Source organism: Terrisporobacter othiniensis, assembly GCF_000808015.1.
GTDB classification, from domain to species: Bacteria; Bacillota; Clostridia; order Peptostreptococcales; family Peptostreptococcaceae; genus Terrisporobacter; species Terrisporobacter muris.
Map to the genome: position 1 here is coordinate 1 of NZ_JWHR01000105.1, position 19965 is coordinate 19965.

Genomic DNA, 19965 nt, shown 5'->3' on the forward strand with positions numbered 1-19965 from the left:
GAATTGTAATAAAAACTTAAAAAGTTTATATATCATGATAACTTATATAAACCTTATATTAATATAATCAAAAACAACGGAGGTATCTTATGACACTAAAAAAATTCGTCACAATGACAATGATAGCATCCTTACTTACTACTAGTATTACTGGTTGTAGCAATAAAAAAAATAATGATACTACTAATAATGCTAATAATAATGGAGATTATTCTATTGCCATGATAACAGACGTAGCAGGAGTAAATGATCACTCTTTTAACCAAAGTGCATGGGAAGGATTACAAAAAGCTAAAAAAGACCTAGGTGTTAAAGTTAAGTATTTAGAATCAAAACAAGATGCAGACTATTCTACTAATGTGGAAACTTTAATAGATGAAGAAGTTGATTTAATAGTAGGCGTTGGTTCAAAATTAGCTCCAACAATTGAGAATGCTGCTAAAGATTATCCAGATCAAAAATTTGTAATAGTAGATGAAACATATGATAAAATACCTTCTAATGTTGAAACTGTACTATTTAAGGCTGAACAATCAGCTTATCTGGTTGGACTAATAGCTGGTAAAATGACAAAAACTAATGATGTAGGATTTATTGGTGGTATGGACATATCTGTTATAAATACATTTAAATATGGATACATGGCAGGTGTTAAAACAGCTAATTCTAAGTGTAAATTACAAAATCAATATGCCAATTCATTTACTGATCAAGCAAAAGGAAAAGCAATAGCAAATCAAATGATTTCAAACGGTACTGACATTATATTTACTGCTGGTGGTGATGTGGGAACTGGTGCTATAGAAGCCATAAAAGAAGCTAATAAATATGCAATTGGTGTAGATAGAGATCAAAGTGATTTAGCACCTGACAATGTTTTAACTTCTGCAATAAAAAGAGTAGACATAGGTGTATACGAAACAGTTAAAAGTTTTATAGAAGGTAAATTTGAAGGTGGGACTTCAACAACATATGGATTAGAACAAGGAGCAGTTGGAATTCCTGATACAACATCAAAATTAGTACCACAAGATGTTTTAGATTATGTTAATGAAGAAATTAAGAAACTTGAAAGTGGAGAAATTGTAGCTCCTAAAGACGAAACTGAATATAACAAATATATTAAAAATTTAGAGTAGAGAAATCTACTCTTTTTTAATATATTTATCTAAGATTTCATATCGCCCATCCAGTGATTTAAAGAGATAAGGAGAATATATCTACTAAAAATAATAAATATCTACAGATCTAAAAAAAATTATGTAGATACGTCAATAAATTTTGTATAATATTAATTGTAGGTAATATATTATTTTGGAGGTAGTTATGTATAGTTTTACAAATGATTATAGTGAAGGTGCACATGAGAGTATATTAAAAGCACTTTTAGAAAGTAACCTAAATCAAAGTTCTGGTTACGGACTTGATGAATATAGCGAAAAAGCAAAGGATATACTAAAAAATGTACTTAAAAATGATAAAATAGATATTCATTTTATACCTGGCGGTACTCAGGTAAACTTAATATGTATATCTTCTTTTTTAAAACAATATGAAGCTGCCATTGCAGCAGACACTGGACATATTGCTGTTCATGAAACAGGGGCTATAGAAGCATGCGGTCACAAAGTTATTACAGCTATGAGTAATGATGGGAAATTAACTGTAGATAAAGTAGAAAAAATATTAAAAATACATAGTGACGAGCATATGGTTAAACCAAGACTTGTTTATATTTCTAATTCTACAGAAATTGGTACAATATATAAAAAACAAGAATTGATTGATTTATATACATATTGTAAAGAAAAAGATTTGCTATTCTTTATAGATGGAGCTAGAATGGGTTCAGCTATAACAAGTAGTGAAAACGATTTAAAACTTTCTGATTTAGTAAACCTTTGTGATGCATTTTATATAGGTGGAACTAAAAATGGAGCATTATTTGGTGAGGCGCTTGTAATTTGTAATGAATCACTAAAAAAAGACTTTAGATATAATATAAAACAAAAAGGTGCCTTACTTGCAAAAGGAAGACTTCTTGGAATTCAGTTTATGGAATTATTTAAAGACAATTTATTCTTTGATTTAGCAAAACATGCTAATGAAATGGCTACATTACTACAAGATGCTTTAATTGAAGAAAATTATAAATTATTAATTAAATCACCAACTAATCAAATATTCCCAATAATGCCTAACTCACATATAAAAAAATTAAGAGAAAAGTATTCATTTAACACATGGGAAGAATATGATGAAGACCATACAATTATAAGACTTGTTACTTCATGGGCAACAGAAAAAGAAAGAGTCTTAGAGTTTATAGAAGATTTAAAAAATCTTTAATCCTAAGCCACTGTGTTGGTGCTATAAAATTTTAGGAAACTATCTTACTCAAAAAATATAATAATTAATCTTGGAAAGGATGTTTAAAATGCTTGAACTAAAGAATATATCTTTCAAAGTTAAAGCTTTAGACAGCACTGAAGAAATCACAATTTTAGATAATATAAGCTTAACAATTGATTTGGGAAAAATATTAGTAATAACAGGGCCCAATGGTGGTGGAAAATCCACATTGGCAAAAATAATAATGGGAATTGAACAACCAACAAGTGGTCAAATCTTATTTGATGGTGTTGATATAACAAACATGAGTATTACTGAAAGAGCAAAAATGGGTATAGGATATGCATTTCAACAACCACCTAGATTCAAAGGTGTCACTGTTGAAAAACTATTACAATTAGCTTCTGGAAAAAATCTATCAGAAGAGCTATGTTGTGAATACTTATCAAAAGTTGGCCTATGTTCTAGAGAATACTTAAGAAGAGACGTGGATAACTCTCTATCTGGAGGAGAACTTAAAAGAATAGAAATAGCTTCTTTAATGGCTAGAAATTCTAAAATATCAATATACGATGAACCAGAAGCTGGAATTGATTTATGGAGCTTCTCCATGTTAGTAGATACATTTACAAATTTCAAAAAAAGTAGTGGCCAAAGTGTTATCATAATATCTCATCAAGAAAGAATTATAGATTTAGCTGATGAATTAATAATTATTTCTGATGGAAAAATTCAAAATATAGGCACAAAAGATAAAGTTTTACCTTTATTACAAGGTGATATGAAAAATTGTCTATGTCAAATGAAGGAGGTAGCACTTACACATGAGCGAGTTAATGATTAAAAATTTATTAAAAACTATTGCAGATATAACTGGTGAAGTTGATGGAGCATTCAATCTTAGAAGTAACGGATGTGGAGTTGAAAGAAGATCTAGTGAAAATATAATAATAACTCCTAAGGAGGACAAGCCAGGAATTGACATAACAGTTAAACCTAACACTAAAAATGAAACTGTATATATACCTGTAGTTATAACAGAAGATAATGTTAATGATTTAGTATATAATGACTTCTATATTGGTGAAAATAGTGATGTAACAATTGTGGCTGGATGTGGTATTCATAACGATGGTTGTGGAACTAGCGAACATGACGGTATACATACTTTCTATATTGGCAAAAATGCTAAAGTTAAATATGGAGAAAAACATTATGGAGAAGGAAGTAGCGAAAGTACAAGAATATTAAATCCGACAACTATAGTACATATGGAAGAAGATTCTTATTGTGAAATGGATATGACTCAAATAAAAGGAGTTAACTCTACTAAAAGAGAAACTGAAGCTTTTTTAGGAAAAGGTTCTAAACTTATAATAAATGAAAAGTTAATGACTCATGATGAGCAAATTGCCCATTCAAATGTGAAATGTAATCTTAATGGAGAAGATTCTATCTTACAAATTATATCTCGTTCTGTTGCAAAAGATAAATCAGTACAAGTTTTTCATCCAATAGCAATTGGAAACGACAATTGTAAAGCTCATGTTCAATGTGACTCTATCATTATGGATAAAGCAAAAGTTAGCTCTATTCCAGAAATTCAAGCAAATCATACAGATGCACAAATTGTTCATGAAGCTGCCATAGGTAGAATTAACAATGAACAGTTACTAAAACTTGAGACCTTCGGCCTAAGTGAAGAAGAAGCTGAAGAAGTTATAGTAAATGCCTTTTTAAGTTAGTTAAAAAAGAGAAGTAATTAATTTACTTCTCTTTTTTAATGTACTTTTTCACAAAAAGAACAAACGTTTGCACATTAAAAAAATAACACTTCACAAATCATAATTAAATAAACTTGCCTTATTAAATAAAGAATACTAATTATAATTTGGGATAAATTATTAATATATGATGGATTACAAGGAGGACAAAATGACTACAGATAAACATAAAAGAGAAGATGACAAAACTAGATACAATAGAAATGAGAAGAAAAATCCACACTTCAAATTAGAACTGGGAGAAGAACTAAATTTAGAACCTAGACTTAGACCTTCTAAAACAGGTTCTGTGGCTCAAAATACAGCCAGACCTATTAGTTCTCACAAAAAGCAACAAGATAAATAATTACAATTTAAAGAAAGGAGCTAAAGCTTCTTTCTTTTTGAGCTGTTTTATTAATTTTGTACTATAATTAAATAAAGAGCAAGTTGAAGGGAAGGGGATATAATATGTCACAATTAAATAACCTTGAGATCATAGTAGAAAAATTAAACAAAATTGAAGATGAGGAACTAAAAAAAGAATTTCTAGATTTAATTACAGAATACAAAGCTATAAAAAAAGAAAATGTATCACTAAAAAAAGAAATAGGAAATGATAAATTATTGTCTCAAATAAGTAGATATGCATAAATGTAATTTACTAGAAAATCATGTAAAAGCATAGTATGATATATTTAGTAAATAATATGTAGTATCAAACATTATATATTCAACATTTTGGGAGGTTTTATTATGGATATTGAAAAAATGACTGTTAGAGTACAAAAAAGTTTAAACGAAGCTTACAACGAAGCTGTTAAGCATCATAACCAAATGGTTGATGTTATTCACTTATTCTCAGCTTTGGTAAATCAAGAAGACGGCTTAATTCCTAATATTCTAGAAAAAATGAATATATCTGTTACTGCCCTTAAAAGTAGTATTAACGAAGAATTAGATAAGCTTCCTCAAATTTATGGAGAAGGAATTAATTCTCAAGGTGTAACTGCATCTAGAAATATTGAAGAGGTTTTAATAAAAGCCGAAGATATTTCAAAAGACTTTAAGGACTCTTACATAAGTGTGGAACATGTTATGCTTGCCATAATGGAAATGACTTCTATCTCTAATGTAAAAAGATTATTAGATATGTACAATATAAATAAAAATGATTTTTTACAAGTTTTATCTGGAGTAAGAGGTAGCCAAAGAGTAGAAAGTCAAGATCCTGAAGGAACTTATGATGCACTAGCTAAATTTGGTACAAACCTAGTGGAATTGGCAAAAAAACATAAACTGGACCCAGTTATAGGTAGAGATGAAGAAATAAGAAGAGTCATAAGAATATTATCACGTCGTACTAAGAATAACCCAGTACTTATAGGTGAGCCAGGGGTAGGTAAAACTGCCATAGTAGAAGGTTTAGCAGAAAGAATAGTCAGAGGAGATGTTCCAGAAGGGTTAAAAGACAAGATTATATTCTCACTAGATATGGGTGCACTAATTGCTGGTGCTAAGTACAGAGGTGAGTTTGAAGAAAGACTAAAAGCAGTACTCAAAGAAGTACAAAGTGCAGAAGGAAAAATAATTTTATTTATAGATGAAATACACACAATAGTTGGTGCTGGTAAAACAGAAGGGTCTATGGATGCAGGTAACTTAATTAAACCTATGCTTGCTCGTGGAGAACTTAACTGTATAGGTGCAACTACTTTTGATGAATATAGAAAATATATCGAAAAAGACAAGGCACTAGAGAGACGTTTCCAACCAGTAATAGCTGATGAACCTACGGTTGAAGATACTATCTCAATTCTTAGAGGTTTAAAAGAAAGATTTGAAATTCACCATGGTATAAGAATACATGACAGCGCCATAGTTGCTGCTGCAAAACTTTCTAACAGATATATACAAGATAGATTTTTACCAGATAAAGCCATAGATTTAATAGACGAAGCTGGCGCCATGATAAGAAGTGAAATAGATTCTCTTCCTACGGAATTAGATATGGTAAGAAGAAGATTATTTACTTTGGAAACTGAAAGAGAAGCTTTATTAAAAGAAAATGATGAAAAAAGTAAGCTAAGACTTGAAGAGCTTCAAAGAGAAATTGCTGAACTTAAATCAAAAGATGATGAAATGACAGCTAAGTATGAAAAGGAAAAAGGCTCTATAACAGAAATTAAAAATTTAAAATCAAAATTAGATGAAGCTAAAGGTGATGTGGAAAAATACGAAAGGGAATACGACTTTAACAAAGTTGCTGAAATAAAATACGGTATTATACCACAGTTAGAACAACAAATAGCAGAAGTAGAAGAAAAAATGAAATCAGGATATGATAATGCTCTACTTAAAGAAGAAGTAACAGAAAATGAAATTTCTGAAATAGTATCTAAGTGGACAGGCATACCTGTTACAAAACTAGTTGAAGGAGAAAGAGAAAAGCTTCTTAAACTAGAAGATGAGCTTCATGAAAGAGTAATTGGTCAAGATGAAGCTGTAACTGCCGTAGCCAATGCAGTAATTCGTGCTAGAGCAGGACTAAAAGACGAAAATAAACCAATTGGTTCATTTATATTCCTTGGACCTACTGGTGTTGGTAAAACTGAACTTGCCAAAACTCTTGCAAAAGATTTATTTGATAGTGAAGAAAACATAATAAGAATAGATATGTCTGAATATATGGAAAAACACTCAGTATCTAGACTTGTAGGACCTCCTCCAGGATATGTGGGATATGAAGAAGGTGGTCAATTAACAGAAGCTGTAAGACGTGCTCCATATTCAGTAATATTATTTGATGAAATAGAAAAAGCTCATGAAGATGTATTTAACATGTTCCTTCAAATACTAGATGACGGTAGACTTACTGACAACAAAGGTAAAACCGTTGACTTTAAAAATACAATTATAATAATGACATCTAATATAGGAAGTAGCTACTTACTTGCAGATGAAGGTCATATTACAGAAGAAACTAAAGATTTAGTAATGGGTGAAATGAAGAGAAGATTCAAACCAGAATTTTTAAACAGAGTAGACGATATTATAATGTTCAAAGCTCTTGATAAAGAAGAAATTAAAAAGATTATTGATATATTTATTAAATCTTTGGCAAATAGACTTAAAGAAAAAGATATTGATATAGAAATTACAGATTCTGCTAAGGAAATCATGGTTAGAGAAGGCTATGATCCAGTATATGGTGCAAGACCACTTAAGAGATATATTGGTAATACTCTAGAAACTATGATTGCTAGAAAACTTATTGCTGGTGATATTTATAGTGGATGTACTATTATAGTTGATGGTGAAGATGATAATATATCTATAAAAGTTAAATAGATTTAAAAAGGGTAGAATAAATGTTATTTCTACCCTTAATTTGTGAAAAAGTCCGGAAGTTTAAACTGCTGGGCTTTTTCATATTATCTACTATTTTAATAAAGAAGTGACTTCTCCTACATAATATATATTTAAAACATGAAGAGCCCTTGTGAAACAAGTGTACAGAAGTAACCTTTCATCCTCACTGTTACAATTTTTATTACTAGCATCATAGATAAATACCACATCAAATTCAAGACCTTTAGCTAAATATGAATGTATTACTACTATACCATCTGTAAAGGAATCATCATCTTTTGTGATAGATGATACTTCCATATTATTTGATTGCAACAAATTATATAAATATCTAGTTTCACAAGCCTGTTTTTGTAATAATACCAATAGATTTATAATTCTTTTCTTGGTAATTTTTTATTTCTTCAACAAGTTTTTTATTCATATCATCTTTATGATTAAAATTAATAAGACTAGGCTCATCACCATGTCTTTCAACATATTCATCACTTATATTTTCTGGAAGAAGTTTTCTTGCAAATTTAGTTATCTCAGTTGTTGAACGATAAGTTTTTGTTAAGTTTATTATGCAAGTGTCATTTTTTGATATATTGTAAATATTATTGTAGTCTCCCACATTCATAAATGGATTAATTGATTGATTTATATCTCCAAGTATAGTCATTTTGGCAGACTTAAAAAGTTCATAAAATATTTCATATTGTAGTGGAGTATAGTCCTGTGCTTCATCTATAATTACATATTTAATTTGTGATTAAAGAGAATTTTATCATCAGCACTTTTGCTTAACAGTTCTTGCAACATTTCATCATCTATACTTATTTTAATACTCTATATCAATTATATACAATATTAAAGATATTCATAGTCTAAAAAATATCTATATTTATGATATAATTACAATGGGAAAGTAAATAATCTAATTTAATTGTATATAAAAAGGTTAAAATACTACTAAAAGTGTTTTAACCTTTTTTGTCTATTTATGATATAATTAAAATTTAGAGAATAAAAAATTCGCTGCGCTCATTGTGCCAACGATATATTTTTGCTAACTCTACAAGTATATCTGTTGCTTAAAGCTTGATTTGCTCAGGTGCGGCAATACATAATAATAAAATAGCTATAGGAGGACAATATGACAAATACTATATATTTAGTTAGACATGGCCAAACAGAATGGAATATAAAAGGAAAAACTCAAGGTCATGGTAATTCAAATTTAACAGAAAAAGGTATTAATCAAGCAAAAGAACTAGCTGATAGCATGGTTAAATATCCTATCGACTACATATATTCAAGTGATCTTGGTAGAGCAGTAGAAACTGCTGAAATCATAAGTGATAAATTTGATTTAGATGTAATAAAAACTTCAGCTCTTAGAGAAATGGGCTTTGGAGCGTGGGAAGGTCTTTTAATAAAAGAAATTCAAGAAGATTATAAAGATATATATCATACTTGGAGAAATAAGCCTCATTTAGCAGAAATACCTGGAGGAGAAACACTTCAGATTATAAAAGAGAGAACAGATAAGTTTTTACAGGAATTAAATGAAAAACATGATGGAAAACACATTGTACTTGTAACTCACTCTGTAACAGCAAGAGTTATACTTCTTTCTGTTTTAAATTCAGGTATGGAAAACATCTACAGAATAAACCAAGGAAATACTGCACTAAACGTGATTGAGTTTAGAGATTATGGACCGGTTGTTATAAAAATGAATGATACTAGCCATATTAAAAGTAATCATAAACTAGAAAATAGTGCATTAGAATAGGAGAAAATAATGTCAAAAGTAATAGTAATAGGTGGCGGTCCATCAGGAATGATGGCAGCACTAACAGCTTCTAAAAATGGTCATGAAGTTACTTTAGTAGAGCGAAACGAGGAGCTTGGAAAGAAACTTAAGCTTACCGGTGGCGGAAGATGTAACGTTACAAACAATAGATATATAGATGAGTTTTTTGATAAAGTTGTAACTAATAAGAAATTTTTATACAGTGCTTTTTATTCTTTTACAAATGAAGACTTATTAAACTTCTTAACTGAAAGCAATCTGGAATATAAAGTAGAAGAAGATAATGATTATAAGGTTTATACAAAGAGTGATAAGGCAACTGAACTTATTCACACATTTAAAGAATTATTATTAAATAATAATATAAAAATAATGTATAATAGTAAAGTTGTGGATTTAATCATAAATGAAAACAACAAAATAGAAGGTGTAGTTTTAGAAAACGGAACTAAAGTTTTAGGAGATAAGGTTATAATATCAACTGGTGGTCATAGCCACTCAAAAACTGGATCTGATGGAAGTATGCATAAAATTCTAAAAAAACATGGACATACTATAGCTAGACCTTATCCTGCTTTGTCACCTTTAAAAATAAAAGAAGATTGGACAAGAAGATTACAGGGTATATCATTTAAGAAGGTAGAATTATCATGTAAAATCAAAAAGAAAAAAATAAGTAAAATAGGAGATTTACTATTTGCCCACTTTGGTATAACAGGACCAGTAGTACTTATAATGTCATCTTATATTAATAAAATATTAGATAATGAAGAAGTTGAATTAAATTTAGATATTTTACCAGATATAAGCAGAGAAGAAATAAGTAAAATTATTAGAGAAAATCCTAATAAAAATATAGCTAATAATTTGAAATCAATTTTACCACTGAATTATTTAAAAGAGATTTTAGATTTATTAAGTCTTAGTGAAACAAAGCCTAATGAATTAACTAAAGAAAATGAAAATAAGATAATTGATTATATTAAAAATATTAAATTAACTACTAATTCAACTTTAGGAATTCAAGTTTCTATGGTAACAAGTGGTGGTGTATCTGTTAAAGAAATTAATTCTTCAACTATGGAATCCAAAGTAATTAAAGATTTATATTTTACAGGAGAAGTAGTGGATGTGGATGCAGAAACAGGAGGGTACAACCTTCAAATAGCATTTTCAACAGGATACTTAGCAGGCATAAGCATAGAATAAGAAAAATTAGCTACGCCTGAGCGATGTATGGACGAAACACTTCATATCGCCAACGAGATGCCTTTGCTCACGCTTCAGGCAACTCCGTTGCTTAAATAATTGAAATAGGAGAAATGAAATGAACAATTTAGTAATAGCAATAGACGGACCAGCAGGTGCTGGAAAAAGTACAATAGCTAAAATAATAGCAAGAGAGTTAAATATAAACTACATAGATACAGGAGCTATGTATCGTGCAGTGACATTAAAATGCTTACAACATGGTGTAAACATTGAAAATGAAGCTGAAGTAATAGAATTAGCAAAGAAAACAGATATAGATTTCAAAGATAACAACATATACTTAGATAATCAAATAGTAAATGAAGAAATAAGAACTATAGAAGTAACTAATAATGTTTCTAATGTGGCTAAAATAAAAGAAGTTAGATACTTAATGGTAGACGTACAAAGAGAAATAGGAACAAGAAACTCAGTAATACTAGATGGTAGAGATATAGGTTCTTATGTTTTTCCAAATGCAGATTATAAATTCTTCCTTATAGCTACTCCACAGGAGAGAGGAAGCAGAAGATACAAAGAATTAATAGAAAAAGGTGTTGAAGTTAAGCTTCAAGACGTAATAGATGATATAATTAAAAGAGATGAAATAGATTCTTCTAGAGAATTTGCTCCTCTTGTTAAAGCTTGTGATGCAATAGAAATAGACACTACAGGTAAGAGTATCGATGAAGTGGTTGCATCAGTTTTAGAAAAAATTAAATAAGGGAGAGATATATTTGAGTTTTTACAATGTTGTTTTAAAAATATTTACTTTATACAGTAAAGTATTTTACAAATATGAAGTAATAGGGGAAGAGAATATACCTAATGAAGGTAATATAATATTAGCAGCAAATCATAAATCTAATTTAGACCCTATTTTTGTTGCAGCCGCTGTAAAGAATAGAAAAGTTGCTACAATAGGTAAAAAGGAATTATTTGATAATAAAATATTGGCGACAATCTTAAATAAATTATGTGTTATACCAATAGATAGAGATAATCCAGGAATATCTACAATAAAGACTATTTTAAAAAAATTAAAAGAAGGCTATGCTGTTGGTATTTTCCCAGAAGGAACCAGAGTTAAAGGAAATGAATTTGGAGAAGCTAAAGCAGGTTTAGCATTATTTGCAGTTAAAGGTAAGGCTAGAGTAGTACCTATATCAATAATATCAAATTATAAATTATTCAATAAAGTTATAGTCTACATTGATAAACCAATTTCATTTGAAGAATATTATAAACAAAAACTTAGTGCACAAGAATATGAAAGATTATCTGGAGATGTACTAGAAGTAATTAAAGACAATTACTTTAAAAACTAGGAGGCTAAAATGGAAGTAAGAATTGCAGAAAATGCAGGATTTTGTTTTGGTGTTAAAAGAGCTATGAATATGGCTTGGGATGAACTAGAAAATAAAGGAGATAACAGTGTATATTCTTTAGGACCTCTTATTCATAATAAACAAGCTGTAGATAGATATAAGGAAAAAGGACTAATGGAGATGGATTCATTGGAGAAAATTCCTAATGATAGTAAACTTATAATCCGATCTCATGGTGTTGCAAAAAAAATATATACTGAGTCTAAATCAAAAAATATGGATATAGTAGATACTACATGCCCATTTGTAAAAAAAATTCATGATATAGTTAAAGAGTTTTCTAATAACGGATATAAAATTATAATAGTAGGAAATGCTGCACATCCAGAAATAATAGGCATTAATGGATGGTGTGATAACGAAGCTATTGTAATTAATAGTGAAGAAGAAGTTGATAATATTTCACTTAACTGTCATGACAAATACTGTGTTGTTAGCCAAACAACTGCTAACTTAGAATTTTTTGATAGAATAGTTGCTAAGTTAGAAAGTAAAATTGAAGATTTAACTGTAAAAAATACAATTTGTTGTGCAACAAAGGAACGACAATTGTCTGCAACTGATTTAGCAAAGGAAGTTGATTGTATGATAGTTATTGGAGGAAAACACAGTTCTAACACTCAAAAACTTGTGAATATATGTAAAGAGATAGTTCCTACTTTTTCTATTGAAACTAGAGAGGAGTTAGATAGAAGCAAGTTAGAAGGATATAAAGTTGCAGGTGTTACTGCAGGAGCTTCTACACCTGATTGGATAATAGATGAAGTAATTGAATTTTTAAAAGAATTATAATAATTTTATAAAATCCACTGATATATTAGTCAGTGGATTTTTGTTTATCTATAGCTTTTCTATAAATTTAATATTATCATTATTGTTATCTTTTGCTACTATTCTTCCACATGAAATACTTCATGGGATTTGTTTTGGAAAAGATGCAGAGGTAGAGTTGTATGTTTCATTAAAAAATATGATGGCATTTGTTATATCTACCAAACCTATTTCAAAGAGAAGATTTATTTTTTGAGTCTTTTACCTAATATAGTTTTTGGATGGATACCATTATTAATTTGGGCATTTATGCCATATAATGCTGTTGTTTCTAATATCTTATTACCATTTTCTATTATATGTATCACTTTTGGAGTAGAAGATTACCTAAATGTCTGGAATGCTATGAGGCAAATGCCAAAAAACAGTATGCAAGTATTATCAGGTTTTAACTCATACTGATATATTGAAAACTAATTCAAATTATTTGCTAGTAATAAAATTTTAGGTGAAGATTTTCATAAAGTTCATAGACTAATATATACTTTATTTAATCTTTATATTGACATAAAAATAGAAAAACTATATATTCAGATTATAACAAAATATATAAAGGAGAACATCATGGTAAATAGACAAAGATTAATAGATAATTTTATCAACATGGTTAAAGTAGATAGCCCATCAGGTAATGAATTAGAAATGGCTACTTGGTTAATAAATTACTTAAAAGAAAGAAATATTGAAGTTAAAATGGACAGTGCTGGAGATAAAATAGGAGGAAACTGTGGTAACATAGTAGCTTACATAAAAGGTGAGTCTTCAGAAAATCCAATATGTTTTGCAGCTCATATGGACCAAGTTATGCCATGCAATGGAGTAAAACCAATAATAGACGGAAACATAATAAAAACAGATGGAACTACAACACTGGGAGCAGATGATAAGGGTGGTATAGCCGTTATATTAGAAGCTTTAGAATGTGTGTTAGAAAATAAAGCTCCTCACAGAGATATATATTTATTATTTACTGTGGCAGAGGAAATCGGTTTAAAAGGTGCTAAAAATTTAGATACTGATATTCTACCATGTAAAGATGTAATAATATTCGATGCTGGTGGAGCAACTGGATCAATTACTTATAAAGGACCTACTCAAGAAACTATAGAAGTTACTTTCCATGGTAAAAAAGCTCATGCAGGTGTTGAGCCAGAAAAAGGAATAAACGCAATAGTTGCAGCATCTCATGCTATAAGCAATATGCGTATAGGAAGATTAGATGAAGTGACAACTACAAATATAGGAAGAATAGAAGGTGGAGGAGCTACAAATGTAGTTACTGATAAAGTCACTTTCACTGCAGAAGTAAGATCTCACTCAACTGAAAAATTAGAAGCAGAAGTAGCACATATGAAAAAATGTTGTGAAGATGCAGCTAATAAAATGGGGGCAACTTATGAATTTAAACATGAAAATGCTTATCCACGTTTTGAATTAGACAAAGAAGGATTTGTATTTAAATTAAGTGAAGAAGCTTTAAGAAAAGCTGGAGTTGAACCAATTCCTCAAATAACTGGTGGGGGAAGTGATGCTAATATTATAGCAGGCTTTGGATATAGATGTGCAGTACTTAGTTTAGGAATGTATGAGGTTCATACTGTAAATGAATATGCAAATATAGATGATATGTATAATGCATCAACAGCAGTATATCATATGATGTCTATATAAGAAATTTTAAAAATAGCAAATATTGTTTTAAATTATAAAAAGTAGTTCTTTTGAACTACTTTTTTTGTATAAAAATGAGTACTATTTTAAATCTAAGCAAATAATAAATGTATTTATAGAAGTTTTTACTTTGTATTAAGGAGGATTTCATAATGAGAGTTACACCTGATATGATAGACAAACAACTTCGTTTCAAAGGTAAAATCATGAGTAAATTGGTTCGATATAATAGCCCTAAAAATTTTCAAATTAATAATAAAATATTAGAAAAACTGTATAAAGGTAAGGACAGTAAAAAAATGATTTGCGAAGAACAATATGTTACTAAGAAAGATGGAGGTGTAATTAGGCTATGCATATATAAGCCAATTGATTTTAAACCAAATGCAACGGGACTTTTATGGATACATGGCGGCGGATATGCCATGCGTGTTCCAGAGCAAGATATGTATTATTTTGAAAACTTTACTTCTGTTGCAAATTGCGTAATAGTTGCTCCTGATTATACTAGCTCCCTAGTTAAGCCATACCCAGCTGCTTTTATGGACTGCTATGATATTCTTTGCTGGATGAAAGAAAAAGCACATACATTAGGAGTTAGAGATGATCAACTATTTGTGGGAGGTGGAAGTTGTGGAGGAGGCCTTACTGCTGCCATAAGTCTTTATGCCAGAGACACCAAAGAAGTAAATATAGCATTCCAAATGCCATTATACCCGATGATAGATGATAGGATGAACACATACTCAGCTATAGATAATAATGCGCCTGTATGGGATTCTATAAATAATGAATTGGGATGGAAATTATACTTAGATGATTTATTTGAAAGTGACAATGTGCCAAAGTATGCAGCTCCTGCTAGAGAAATTGACTATTCAAATCTTCCACCTACATTTTCTTTTGTAGGAGAGATAGAACCTTTTCATGATGAAACTGTAACATACATGAAAAACCTTCGTGAAGCTGGAGTAAAAACACATTTTTCTGTTTACAGTGGTTGTTATCATGGATTTGATACAATTTGCCCTAAATCAGAGAAAGGAAAGTCCGCAATAAAAGAAATGCTTAGAGTTTTTAAATATGCCACTGAAAATTATTTTGCAAAACAAGATAATTAAATTTTATATAAGAATCACATTATGGTGATGTTGGTAAATATAATGATGAAGTTTGTAATAGTTGAATTTGATTTACATAAAAAGAGGATCATATCATTTTGGGATATGATCCTCTTTTTAAGTAGTATTATTTTATACTGTATCTTCAGTTAAAGGAATACTTTCCTCCAGTAAATTGATTTTTTTATCTAGTTGCCATATAATTACACCACATAAAAGTACGACTACAGCAACAACACCATAGGCTGGTGCAAATGAATATCCTGATAGCATTTCAAATAAATATCCATAAGTCTTACCAGCTATAAATCTTGCCATTGGCCAAACACCCATCATAAGACCAAGTAATCTAGCAGGTGAGAACTTACTTATAAATGATTTACCAAGTGGAGCAAATACCATTTCGCCAACAGATATCAATATCCCAACTACTACTATCCACATCAAGTTTGCTTGTCCATCGCCTCTTACTATCTCAGCCATACACATAAGTATAAATGCAAGTCCAAGTAACATCATACCAATAGAAGTCTTTTTAAATATACTCATATCACCTTTTGGTGATTTAGCGTTTTTAGCCCATAAAGCCGCAAGTACTGGTCCTAGTATAATACAACAAAGTGAGTTTAAAGAATCAAACCAAGCAGAAGGAACTCTAAAGTTTCCAATCATCCAATTTGCTTTGTTAGCATAGTCAAAGTCAGGTCCCCAATGATATAAAACTGGCATATAAGTTAAATACCAAACGATCCAAAAAACAATGGAAAATATACTAAAAAGAATTATAGCTCCAATTTTTTTCTTATCATCCACTGTAAGAGGTGTTCTATAATCTTTTGAGACTTTTTTAGTATAAGCTTTACTTTCATTGGCTTCAAAAGGTTTTTTTCCTATATCTCCAAATGTAGCTCTACCTCCTAAATAAAACCAAATAGTAGAAACTACTAAAAATCCAGCACATACTAAAAATGTTTCACCAAAACCTATCTTATAAGCTATAAAAGAAACTGTAAGTGTTCCAAGGAAAGAACCAATATTAGCTATAGAGTATTGAATACTAAAAGCAGAGTCAAGCTGATCCTTATCATTAAATAACCTACCACTTATTCCAGCTATATTTCCTTTGTACAACCCAGTACCAATAGATACTAGGATAATCATTGCCCATAAAAACTGTGGCGATGATGTTACAGAAGCTTGATATCCAAACACATATCCTGCTGCCATAATTAAAGCTCCTAAAATAACACATAATCTAGGGCTTAGCCATCTATCTGCAATAAATCCACCTAAAATAGGCGTTAGATAAGTAAATGCAACTAGATTTGCAGTCATCTTTGCACCATCAGCAGGAGTAAGTCCTAGTCCTCCTCTCATTACTTCAGCAGCAATAAATATTCCAATCACCCATTTTGCTGAATAAAACGCCATACGTTCTAATGCATATGCTGAAGTACATACATAAAAACCTATGGGATATTTACTCTTTGATTTCCTTGATAATTCCATATCTTCCTCTTTTCTATATTTATATAATAATTGTTAAATATGATTATATTATACAAGATAATTAACTATTTTCCAATAAATAGTAAGCACTATGATTTATACGGCTTGTCAAATAGAGGGTATTTCTTTTTTATAAGGGTTGTTATATTATATTTTATATGTTATAGTTAATATACAAGGTAAACAATATCGCGGAGTGGAGCAGTTGGCAGCTCGTTGGGCTCATAACCCAAAGGTCATAGGTTCGAGTCCTGTCTCCGCAACCAATTAATATTATGAATATAAAACTCTTATATCACTTGATATAAGAGTTTTTTGAATATAACAAAGATATTTTAAAATAATAAAATGAGGAAATTAAAATGAATGGACAAAGCAGAGAGAGTATAAATAATTGCTCAGAATCTGAAGAAAAAAAGAGAGTAGAAGATGCCAAAAGCAGAGCTATGTCTAATGAAAGAAGAGCAATAACTGAGTTATTTAAAGAATTTAAGTTTGAAGTTACAGATGTATCTAGTATGAAAAAATAATAAATATAAAAGAGGATAGTCAAAAGACTATCCTCTTTTTAATAAGTGAATTAAAGCTTCATATCCAGATGAAAATTAGTAATCTATAATTTTAATTATCAGGAGGATTACTATTCTTATCTTCAGATTTAATTTCTTTATTTAAGAAATAGGATATTATAGTTCTGATTATAACTAAAGCAGCCAAACTAAGTATATGATCAATACTTGGGTCTAGTATAGATTCAATAATATCTGCACCTATTAATATCTCAAGAGCAAATAAAATATATGTGCCTAAAAAGTTTTTTAACATAGTAACTTTTTCAACAGCTACACTTCTATCTTTAGCAGTTAATTCAGATATTATAAAACCTATAAATTGCATTATCACACCATAAATTATTACTAGGACAGATAACCAATCTAGAATAGTAACAAGTATTTGTAAAATATTTTTTAATTCCAAATTAATCAATCCTTATAAACTATTAATTATTGATAGTATGAACTTTATAAAATAATAATATTCAACTCATAGAAGAGATACATACTCAAATATAAAGCTACGACTATGTCTTACTTTGTGTTAGAAGGTGTATATCTTATATAAGACCGTGTAAAATATTTTTTATAGAAAAAGTTTAAAATGCAATTTTAATCAAATTTTAATCTTTCTTCCATATTACTTTAATTTAAAATATTTATATTAATCATAAGGGGATAAGTTCTAATTATAATAAGTAGGAGGGTAAAAATGGATTTTAATATTATAGTAAAAAATTTAATCGAACAGTATGGACTAATAAGTATATTTTTAGTTGTTTTACTTGAGTATGCAAACTTTCCATTACCTAGTGAAGTGGTACTTCCATTTATAGGAATTATGGTAGCAGGTGGAAATATTAACTTTACATTAGCTCTTATAGTTTCAATACTTGGAGGAATAGTGGGTAGTATTACAAATTATTTATTAGGGCTATACTTTGGAAAACCATTGCTTAAACATATGGTGAAAAAATATCCTAAGATAAAACCATCCCTAGATTCTTCCGTATGGTGGATGAATAAATACGGAAAAGTATCTGTTATGTTGGCAAGGGTAGTACCAGTTGCAAGAACTGTAATATCAATTCCTGCAGGTATAAATAAAATGAACATAAATATCTTTATACTATATTCAACTATAGGTATAAGTTTATGGAATGCAGTATTAATATTTTTAGGTTATATATTGGGAGACAATCTATCTCAAATTGCTTATATAATTAAAAATTATTCAGTAGTAGTGGGCATAGTATTAGCAGTAGTAGCAATTTTTTATATTATAAAAATGAAAAGTAAAAAAGTAATAAATGAAGAAGATAAAAAAACAATAAATAAATAAAGTAAGATCAATTAATATAGATAAGATATTTTACAAGAGTAATGATTATTGGTATAGTATTTTTAGATATGATATGAGTTATAAAAGTAAAATACATTTACAAATAAAAACAAAAATAAATCTTATTAAGATCATTATATAAATTAGAAATAGAAACTAGTAAGGAGTGGTTTTGTGTATAAAATACTGTTAATTGAAGATGAAGATAATATTGCTTCTTTTGTAAAAATGGAGCTAAACTACGAAGGATACAGTGTAGAAGTCTGTGAAGATGGGGTGCAAGGTTTGGAAAAAGCACTACAGGAAGATTATGACTTAATATTGCTCGATTTAATGTTGCCAAAATTAAATGGTATGGAGGTATGCAGGAGATTAAGAAAAGTAAAAAATACACCAATAATAATGCTAACAGCAAGAGATAGTGTCATGGATAAAGTATCTGGACTTCAAACGGGAGCTGATGATTATATTTCAAAGCCATTTGCCATAGAAGAATTACTGGCAAGAATAGAAGCTTTATTAAGAAGGGTTAATGAAATTAAAAAAGTCAGCAATAATTTGGAGTTTAAAGATATTTACATAGATTTGGAAGGTAGAATTGTAAAACAAGGTAATGAAGAAGTCAGTTTAACAACAAAAGAGTATGAATTATTAGTTCAATTGATGATAAATAAAAATAAAGTTTTAAGCAGAGATAATTTGTTAGAAAACATATGGGGATATGACTATGAAGCTGAAACAAATGTGGTAGATGTGTACATAAGACATTTAAGAAGTAAACTAAAAAATGATGGTTATATCCAAACTATCCGTGGTGTTGGATATGTTATAAGATAATATGAAAAAATTCAAACAGCTATCCTCATTTTGGCAAATGTCTATTCTTACTTTTTTAGCAATAATAAGTGTGATTATTTTTACAATAACAGCTCAACTTGTTGTAGTTAGAGTTTGGACTCTAAAATATGAAAAAGATGATATAGAATCAAAATAGGATGAAATATCAATAC

At 29.4% G+C, this 19965-nt stretch carries 24 protein-coding genes and 1 tRNA gene; 21 read left to right on the forward strand and 4 right to left on the reverse strand.

What is annotated here, in order from left to right:
- Window positions 1-89 precede the first annotated feature (89 nt).
- The 7 genes from QX51_RS11605 to clpB all read left to right on the forward strand — a co-directional run bounded on the left by QX51_RS11605 (window position 90) and on the right by clpB (window position 7466).
- Complete coding sequence (locus QX51_RS11605) at window positions 90-1139, forward strand: BMP family lipoprotein (protein ID WP_039680080.1); 1050 nt, start codon at window positions 90-92, stop codon at window positions 1137-1139.
- A gap of 187 nt (window positions 1140-1326) precedes the next feature.
- The gene (locus QX51_RS11610) at window positions 1327-2349 is read left to right on the forward strand and encodes a threonine aldolase family protein (RefSeq protein WP_039680081.1); all 1023 of its coding nucleotides are present in this window, start codon (window positions 1327-1329) and stop codon (window positions 2347-2349) included.
- Between the two features lie 88 nt (window positions 2350-2437).
- Window positions 2438-3196, forward strand: a complete 759-nt coding sequence (locus QX51_RS11615; protein WP_039680082.1) for an ABC transporter ATP-binding protein — start codon at window positions 2438-2440, stop codon at window positions 3194-3196.
- Window positions 3177-4097 carry a SufB/SufD family protein gene (locus QX51_RS11620; RefSeq protein WP_039680083.1) on the forward strand — a complete coding sequence of 307 codons (921 nt, stop codon included), beginning with the start codon at window positions 3177-3179 and terminating at the stop codon, window positions 4095-4097. Before QX51_RS11615 ends, QX51_RS11620 begins: the two co-directional genes overlap by 20 nt.
- Window positions 4098-4287: 190 nt before the next feature.
- Complete coding sequence (locus QX51_RS11625; protein ID WP_039680084.1) at window positions 4288-4482, forward strand: hypothetical protein; 195 nt, start codon at window positions 4288-4290, stop codon at window positions 4480-4482.
- 104 nt (window positions 4483-4586) lie between these two features.
- Complete coding sequence (locus tag QX51_RS11630) at window positions 4587-4769, forward strand: hypothetical protein (RefSeq protein WP_039680085.1); 183 nt, start codon at window positions 4587-4589, stop codon at window positions 4767-4769.
- Between the two features lie 102 nt (window positions 4770-4871).
- Window positions 4872-7466: an ATP-dependent chaperone ClpB gene (clpB, locus tag QX51_RS11635; protein WP_039680086.1), complete on the forward strand. Its 2595-nt coding sequence runs from the start codon at window positions 4872-4874 to the stop codon at window positions 7464-7466.
- A gap of 90 nt (window positions 7467-7556) precedes the next feature.
- On the opposite strand, the gene QX51_RS21590 is transcribed toward clpB, so the two are convergent.
- Both QX51_RS21590 and QX51_RS21595 read right to left on the reverse strand, forming a co-directional pair.
- Window positions 7557-7802 carry an ATP-binding domain-containing protein gene (locus tag QX51_RS21590; RefSeq protein ID WP_334291549.1) on the reverse strand — a complete coding sequence of 82 codons (246 nt, stop codon included), beginning with the start codon at window positions 7800-7802 and terminating at the stop codon, window positions 7557-7559.
- A 22-nt stretch (window positions 7803-7824) separates the two neighbouring features.
- A complete protein-coding gene (locus tag QX51_RS21595; RefSeq protein ID WP_330376076.1) occupies window positions 7825-8235 on the reverse strand; it encodes a UvrD-helicase domain-containing protein in 411 nt (136 codons plus the stop codon).
- Between the two features lie 390 nt (window positions 8236-8625).
- Here QX51_RS21595 and QX51_RS11650 point away from each other — a divergent pair, with 390 nt between their 5' ends.
- The 9 genes from QX51_RS11650 to QX51_RS11685 all read left to right on the forward strand — a co-directional run bounded on the left by QX51_RS11650 (window position 8626) and on the right by QX51_RS11685 (window position 15550).
- A complete protein-coding gene (locus QX51_RS11650; protein ID WP_039680089.1) occupies window positions 8626-9267 on the forward strand; it encodes a histidine phosphatase family protein in 642 nt (213 codons plus the stop codon).
- A gap of 9 nt (window positions 9268-9276) precedes the next feature.
- Window positions 9277-10497: a BaiN/RdsA family NAD(P)/FAD-dependent oxidoreductase gene (locus QX51_RS11655; RefSeq protein ID WP_039680090.1), complete on the forward strand. Its 1221-nt coding sequence runs from the start codon at window positions 9277-9279 to the stop codon at window positions 10495-10497.
- Between the two features lie 118 nt (window positions 10498-10615).
- Window positions 10616-11263 (forward strand): (d)CMP kinase, encoded by a 648-nt coding sequence (gene cmk, locus QX51_RS11660; protein ID WP_039680091.1) that lies wholly within the window; start codon window positions 10616-10618, stop codon window positions 11261-11263.
- A 13-nt stretch (window positions 11264-11276) separates the two neighbouring features.
- The gene (locus QX51_RS11665; protein ID WP_052233023.1) at window positions 11277-11867 is read left to right on the forward strand and encodes a lysophospholipid acyltransferase family protein; all 591 of its coding nucleotides are present in this window, start codon (window positions 11277-11279) and stop codon (window positions 11865-11867) included.
- 9 nt (window positions 11868-11876) lie between these two features.
- Window positions 11877-12719: a 4-hydroxy-3-methylbut-2-enyl diphosphate reductase gene (locus tag QX51_RS11670; protein WP_039680092.1), complete on the forward strand. Its 843-nt coding sequence runs from the start codon at window positions 11877-11879 to the stop codon at window positions 12717-12719.
- A gap of 82 nt (window positions 12720-12801) precedes the next feature.
- A complete protein-coding gene (locus tag QX51_RS21810; RefSeq protein ID WP_408645569.1) occupies window positions 12802-12954 on the forward strand; it encodes a metalloprotease family protein in 153 nt (50 codons plus the stop codon).
- Window positions 12888-13160: a metalloprotease family protein gene (locus QX51_RS19565; protein WP_408645570.1), complete on the forward strand. Its 273-nt coding sequence runs from the start codon at window positions 12888-12890 to the stop codon at window positions 13158-13160. Before QX51_RS21810 ends, QX51_RS19565 begins: the two co-directional genes overlap by 67 nt.
- A gap of 162 nt (window positions 13161-13322) precedes the next feature.
- On the forward strand, window positions 13323-14429 hold the full coding sequence (locus QX51_RS11680; protein ID WP_039680093.1) for a M20/M25/M40 family metallo-hydrolase: 1107 nt from the start codon (window positions 13323-13325) through the stop codon (window positions 14427-14429).
- 152 nt (window positions 14430-14581) lie between these two features.
- Window positions 14582-15550: an alpha/beta hydrolase fold domain-containing protein gene (locus QX51_RS11685; RefSeq protein WP_039680094.1), complete on the forward strand. Its 969-nt coding sequence runs from the start codon at window positions 14582-14584 to the stop codon at window positions 15548-15550.
- Window positions 15551-15682: 132 nt separating this feature from the next.
- Here QX51_RS11685 and QX51_RS11690 read toward each other — a convergent pair whose 3' ends face one another.
- Complete coding sequence (locus tag QX51_RS11690) at window positions 15683-17059, reverse strand: peptide MFS transporter (protein ID WP_039680095.1); 1377 nt, start codon at window positions 17057-17059, stop codon at window positions 15683-15685.
- Window positions 17060-17249: 190 nt separating this feature from the next.
- Between QX51_RS11690 and QX51_RS11695 the strand changes: the two genes are divergently transcribed.
- Window positions 17250-17325: transfer RNA gene (locus QX51_RS11695), tRNA-Met, on the forward strand.
- A 96-nt stretch (window positions 17326-17421) separates the two neighbouring features.
- A complete protein-coding gene (locus QX51_RS20685; protein ID WP_161791922.1) occupies window positions 17422-17589 on the forward strand; it encodes a hypothetical protein in 168 nt (55 codons plus the stop codon).
- Window positions 17590-17680: 91 nt separating this feature from the next.
- Here QX51_RS20685 and QX51_RS11700 read toward each other — a convergent pair whose 3' ends face one another.
- Window positions 17681-18037, reverse strand: coding sequence for a DUF1622 domain-containing protein (locus QX51_RS11700; RefSeq protein ID WP_039680096.1), 357 nt, complete (start codon window positions 18035-18037; stop codon window positions 17681-17683).
- Between the two features lie 288 nt (window positions 18038-18325).
- On the opposite strand from QX51_RS11700, the gene QX51_RS11705 reads away from it, so the two are divergent.
- From QX51_RS11705 to QX51_RS20690, 3 genes are all read left to right on the forward strand, one after another.
- On the forward strand, window positions 18326-18955 hold the full coding sequence (locus QX51_RS11705; RefSeq protein WP_052233026.1) for a DedA family protein: 630 nt from the start codon (window positions 18326-18328) through the stop codon (window positions 18953-18955).
- A gap of 174 nt (window positions 18956-19129) precedes the next feature.
- Window positions 19130-19792, forward strand: a complete 663-nt coding sequence (locus QX51_RS11710; protein ID WP_039680097.1) for a response regulator transcription factor — start codon at window positions 19130-19132, stop codon at window positions 19790-19792.
- Between the two features lies 1 nt (window position 19793).
- Window positions 19794-19949: a hypothetical protein gene (locus QX51_RS20690; protein WP_161791923.1), complete on the forward strand. Its 156-nt coding sequence runs from the start codon at window positions 19794-19796 to the stop codon at window positions 19947-19949.
- Window positions 19950-19965: the final 16 nt, after the last annotated feature.

What these genes read in the sequence shown, in the direction of transcription:
- QX51_RS11605 (WP_039680080.1), top strand. Translation starts at nt 90, where the DNA reads ATGACACTAAAAAAATTCGTCACAATGACAATGATAGCATCCTTACTT.
- QX51_RS11610 (WP_039680081.1), top strand. Translation starts at nt 1,327, where the DNA reads ATGTATAGTTTTACAAATGATTATAGTGAAGGTGCACATGAGAGTATA.
- QX51_RS11615 (WP_039680082.1), top strand. Translation starts at nt 2,438, where the DNA reads ATGCTTGAACTAAAGAATATATCTTTCAAAGTTAAAGCTTTAGACAGC.
- QX51_RS11620 (WP_039680083.1), top strand. Translation starts at nt 3,177, where the DNA reads ATGAGCGAGTTAATGATTAAAAATTTATTAAAAACTATTGCAGATATA.
- QX51_RS11625 (WP_039680084.1), top strand. Translation starts at nt 4,288, where the DNA reads ATGACTACAGATAAACATAAAAGAGAAGATGACAAAACTAGATACAAT.
- QX51_RS11630 (WP_039680085.1), top strand. Translation starts at nt 4,587, where the DNA reads ATGTCACAATTAAATAACCTTGAGATCATAGTAGAAAAATTAAACAAA.
- clpB (WP_039680086.1), top strand. Translation starts at nt 4,872, where the DNA reads ATGGATATTGAAAAAATGACTGTTAGAGTACAAAAAAGTTTAAACGAA.
- QX51_RS11650 (WP_039680089.1), top strand. Translation starts at nt 8,626, where the DNA reads ATGACAAATACTATATATTTAGTTAGACATGGCCAAACAGAATGGAAT.
- QX51_RS11655 (WP_039680090.1), top strand. Translation starts at nt 9,277, where the DNA reads ATGTCAAAAGTAATAGTAATAGGTGGCGGTCCATCAGGAATGATGGCA.
- cmk (WP_039680091.1), top strand. Translation starts at nt 10,616, where the DNA reads ATGAACAATTTAGTAATAGCAATAGACGGACCAGCAGGTGCTGGAAAA.
- QX51_RS11670 (WP_039680092.1), top strand. Translation starts at nt 11,877, where the DNA reads ATGGAAGTAAGAATTGCAGAAAATGCAGGATTTTGTTTTGGTGTTAAA.
- QX51_RS11680 (WP_039680093.1), top strand. Translation starts at nt 13,323, where the DNA reads ATGGTAAATAGACAAAGATTAATAGATAATTTTATCAACATGGTTAAA.
- QX51_RS11685 (WP_039680094.1), top strand. Translation starts at nt 14,582, where the DNA reads ATGAGAGTTACACCTGATATGATAGACAAACAACTTCGTTTCAAAGGT.
- QX51_RS11690 (WP_039680095.1), bottom strand. Translation starts at nt 17,059, where the DNA reads ATGGAATTATCAAGGAAATCAAAGAGTAAATATCCCATAGGTTTTTAT.
- QX51_RS20685 (WP_161791922.1), top strand. Translation starts at nt 17,422, where the DNA reads ATGAATGGACAAAGCAGAGAGAGTATAAATAATTGCTCAGAATCTGAA.
- QX51_RS11705 (WP_052233026.1), top strand. Translation starts at nt 18,326, where the DNA reads ATGGATTTTAATATTATAGTAAAAAATTTAATCGAACAGTATGGACTA.
- QX51_RS20690 (WP_161791923.1), top strand. Translation starts at nt 19,794, where the DNA reads ATGAAAAAATTCAAACAGCTATCCTCATTTTGGCAAATGTCTATTCTT.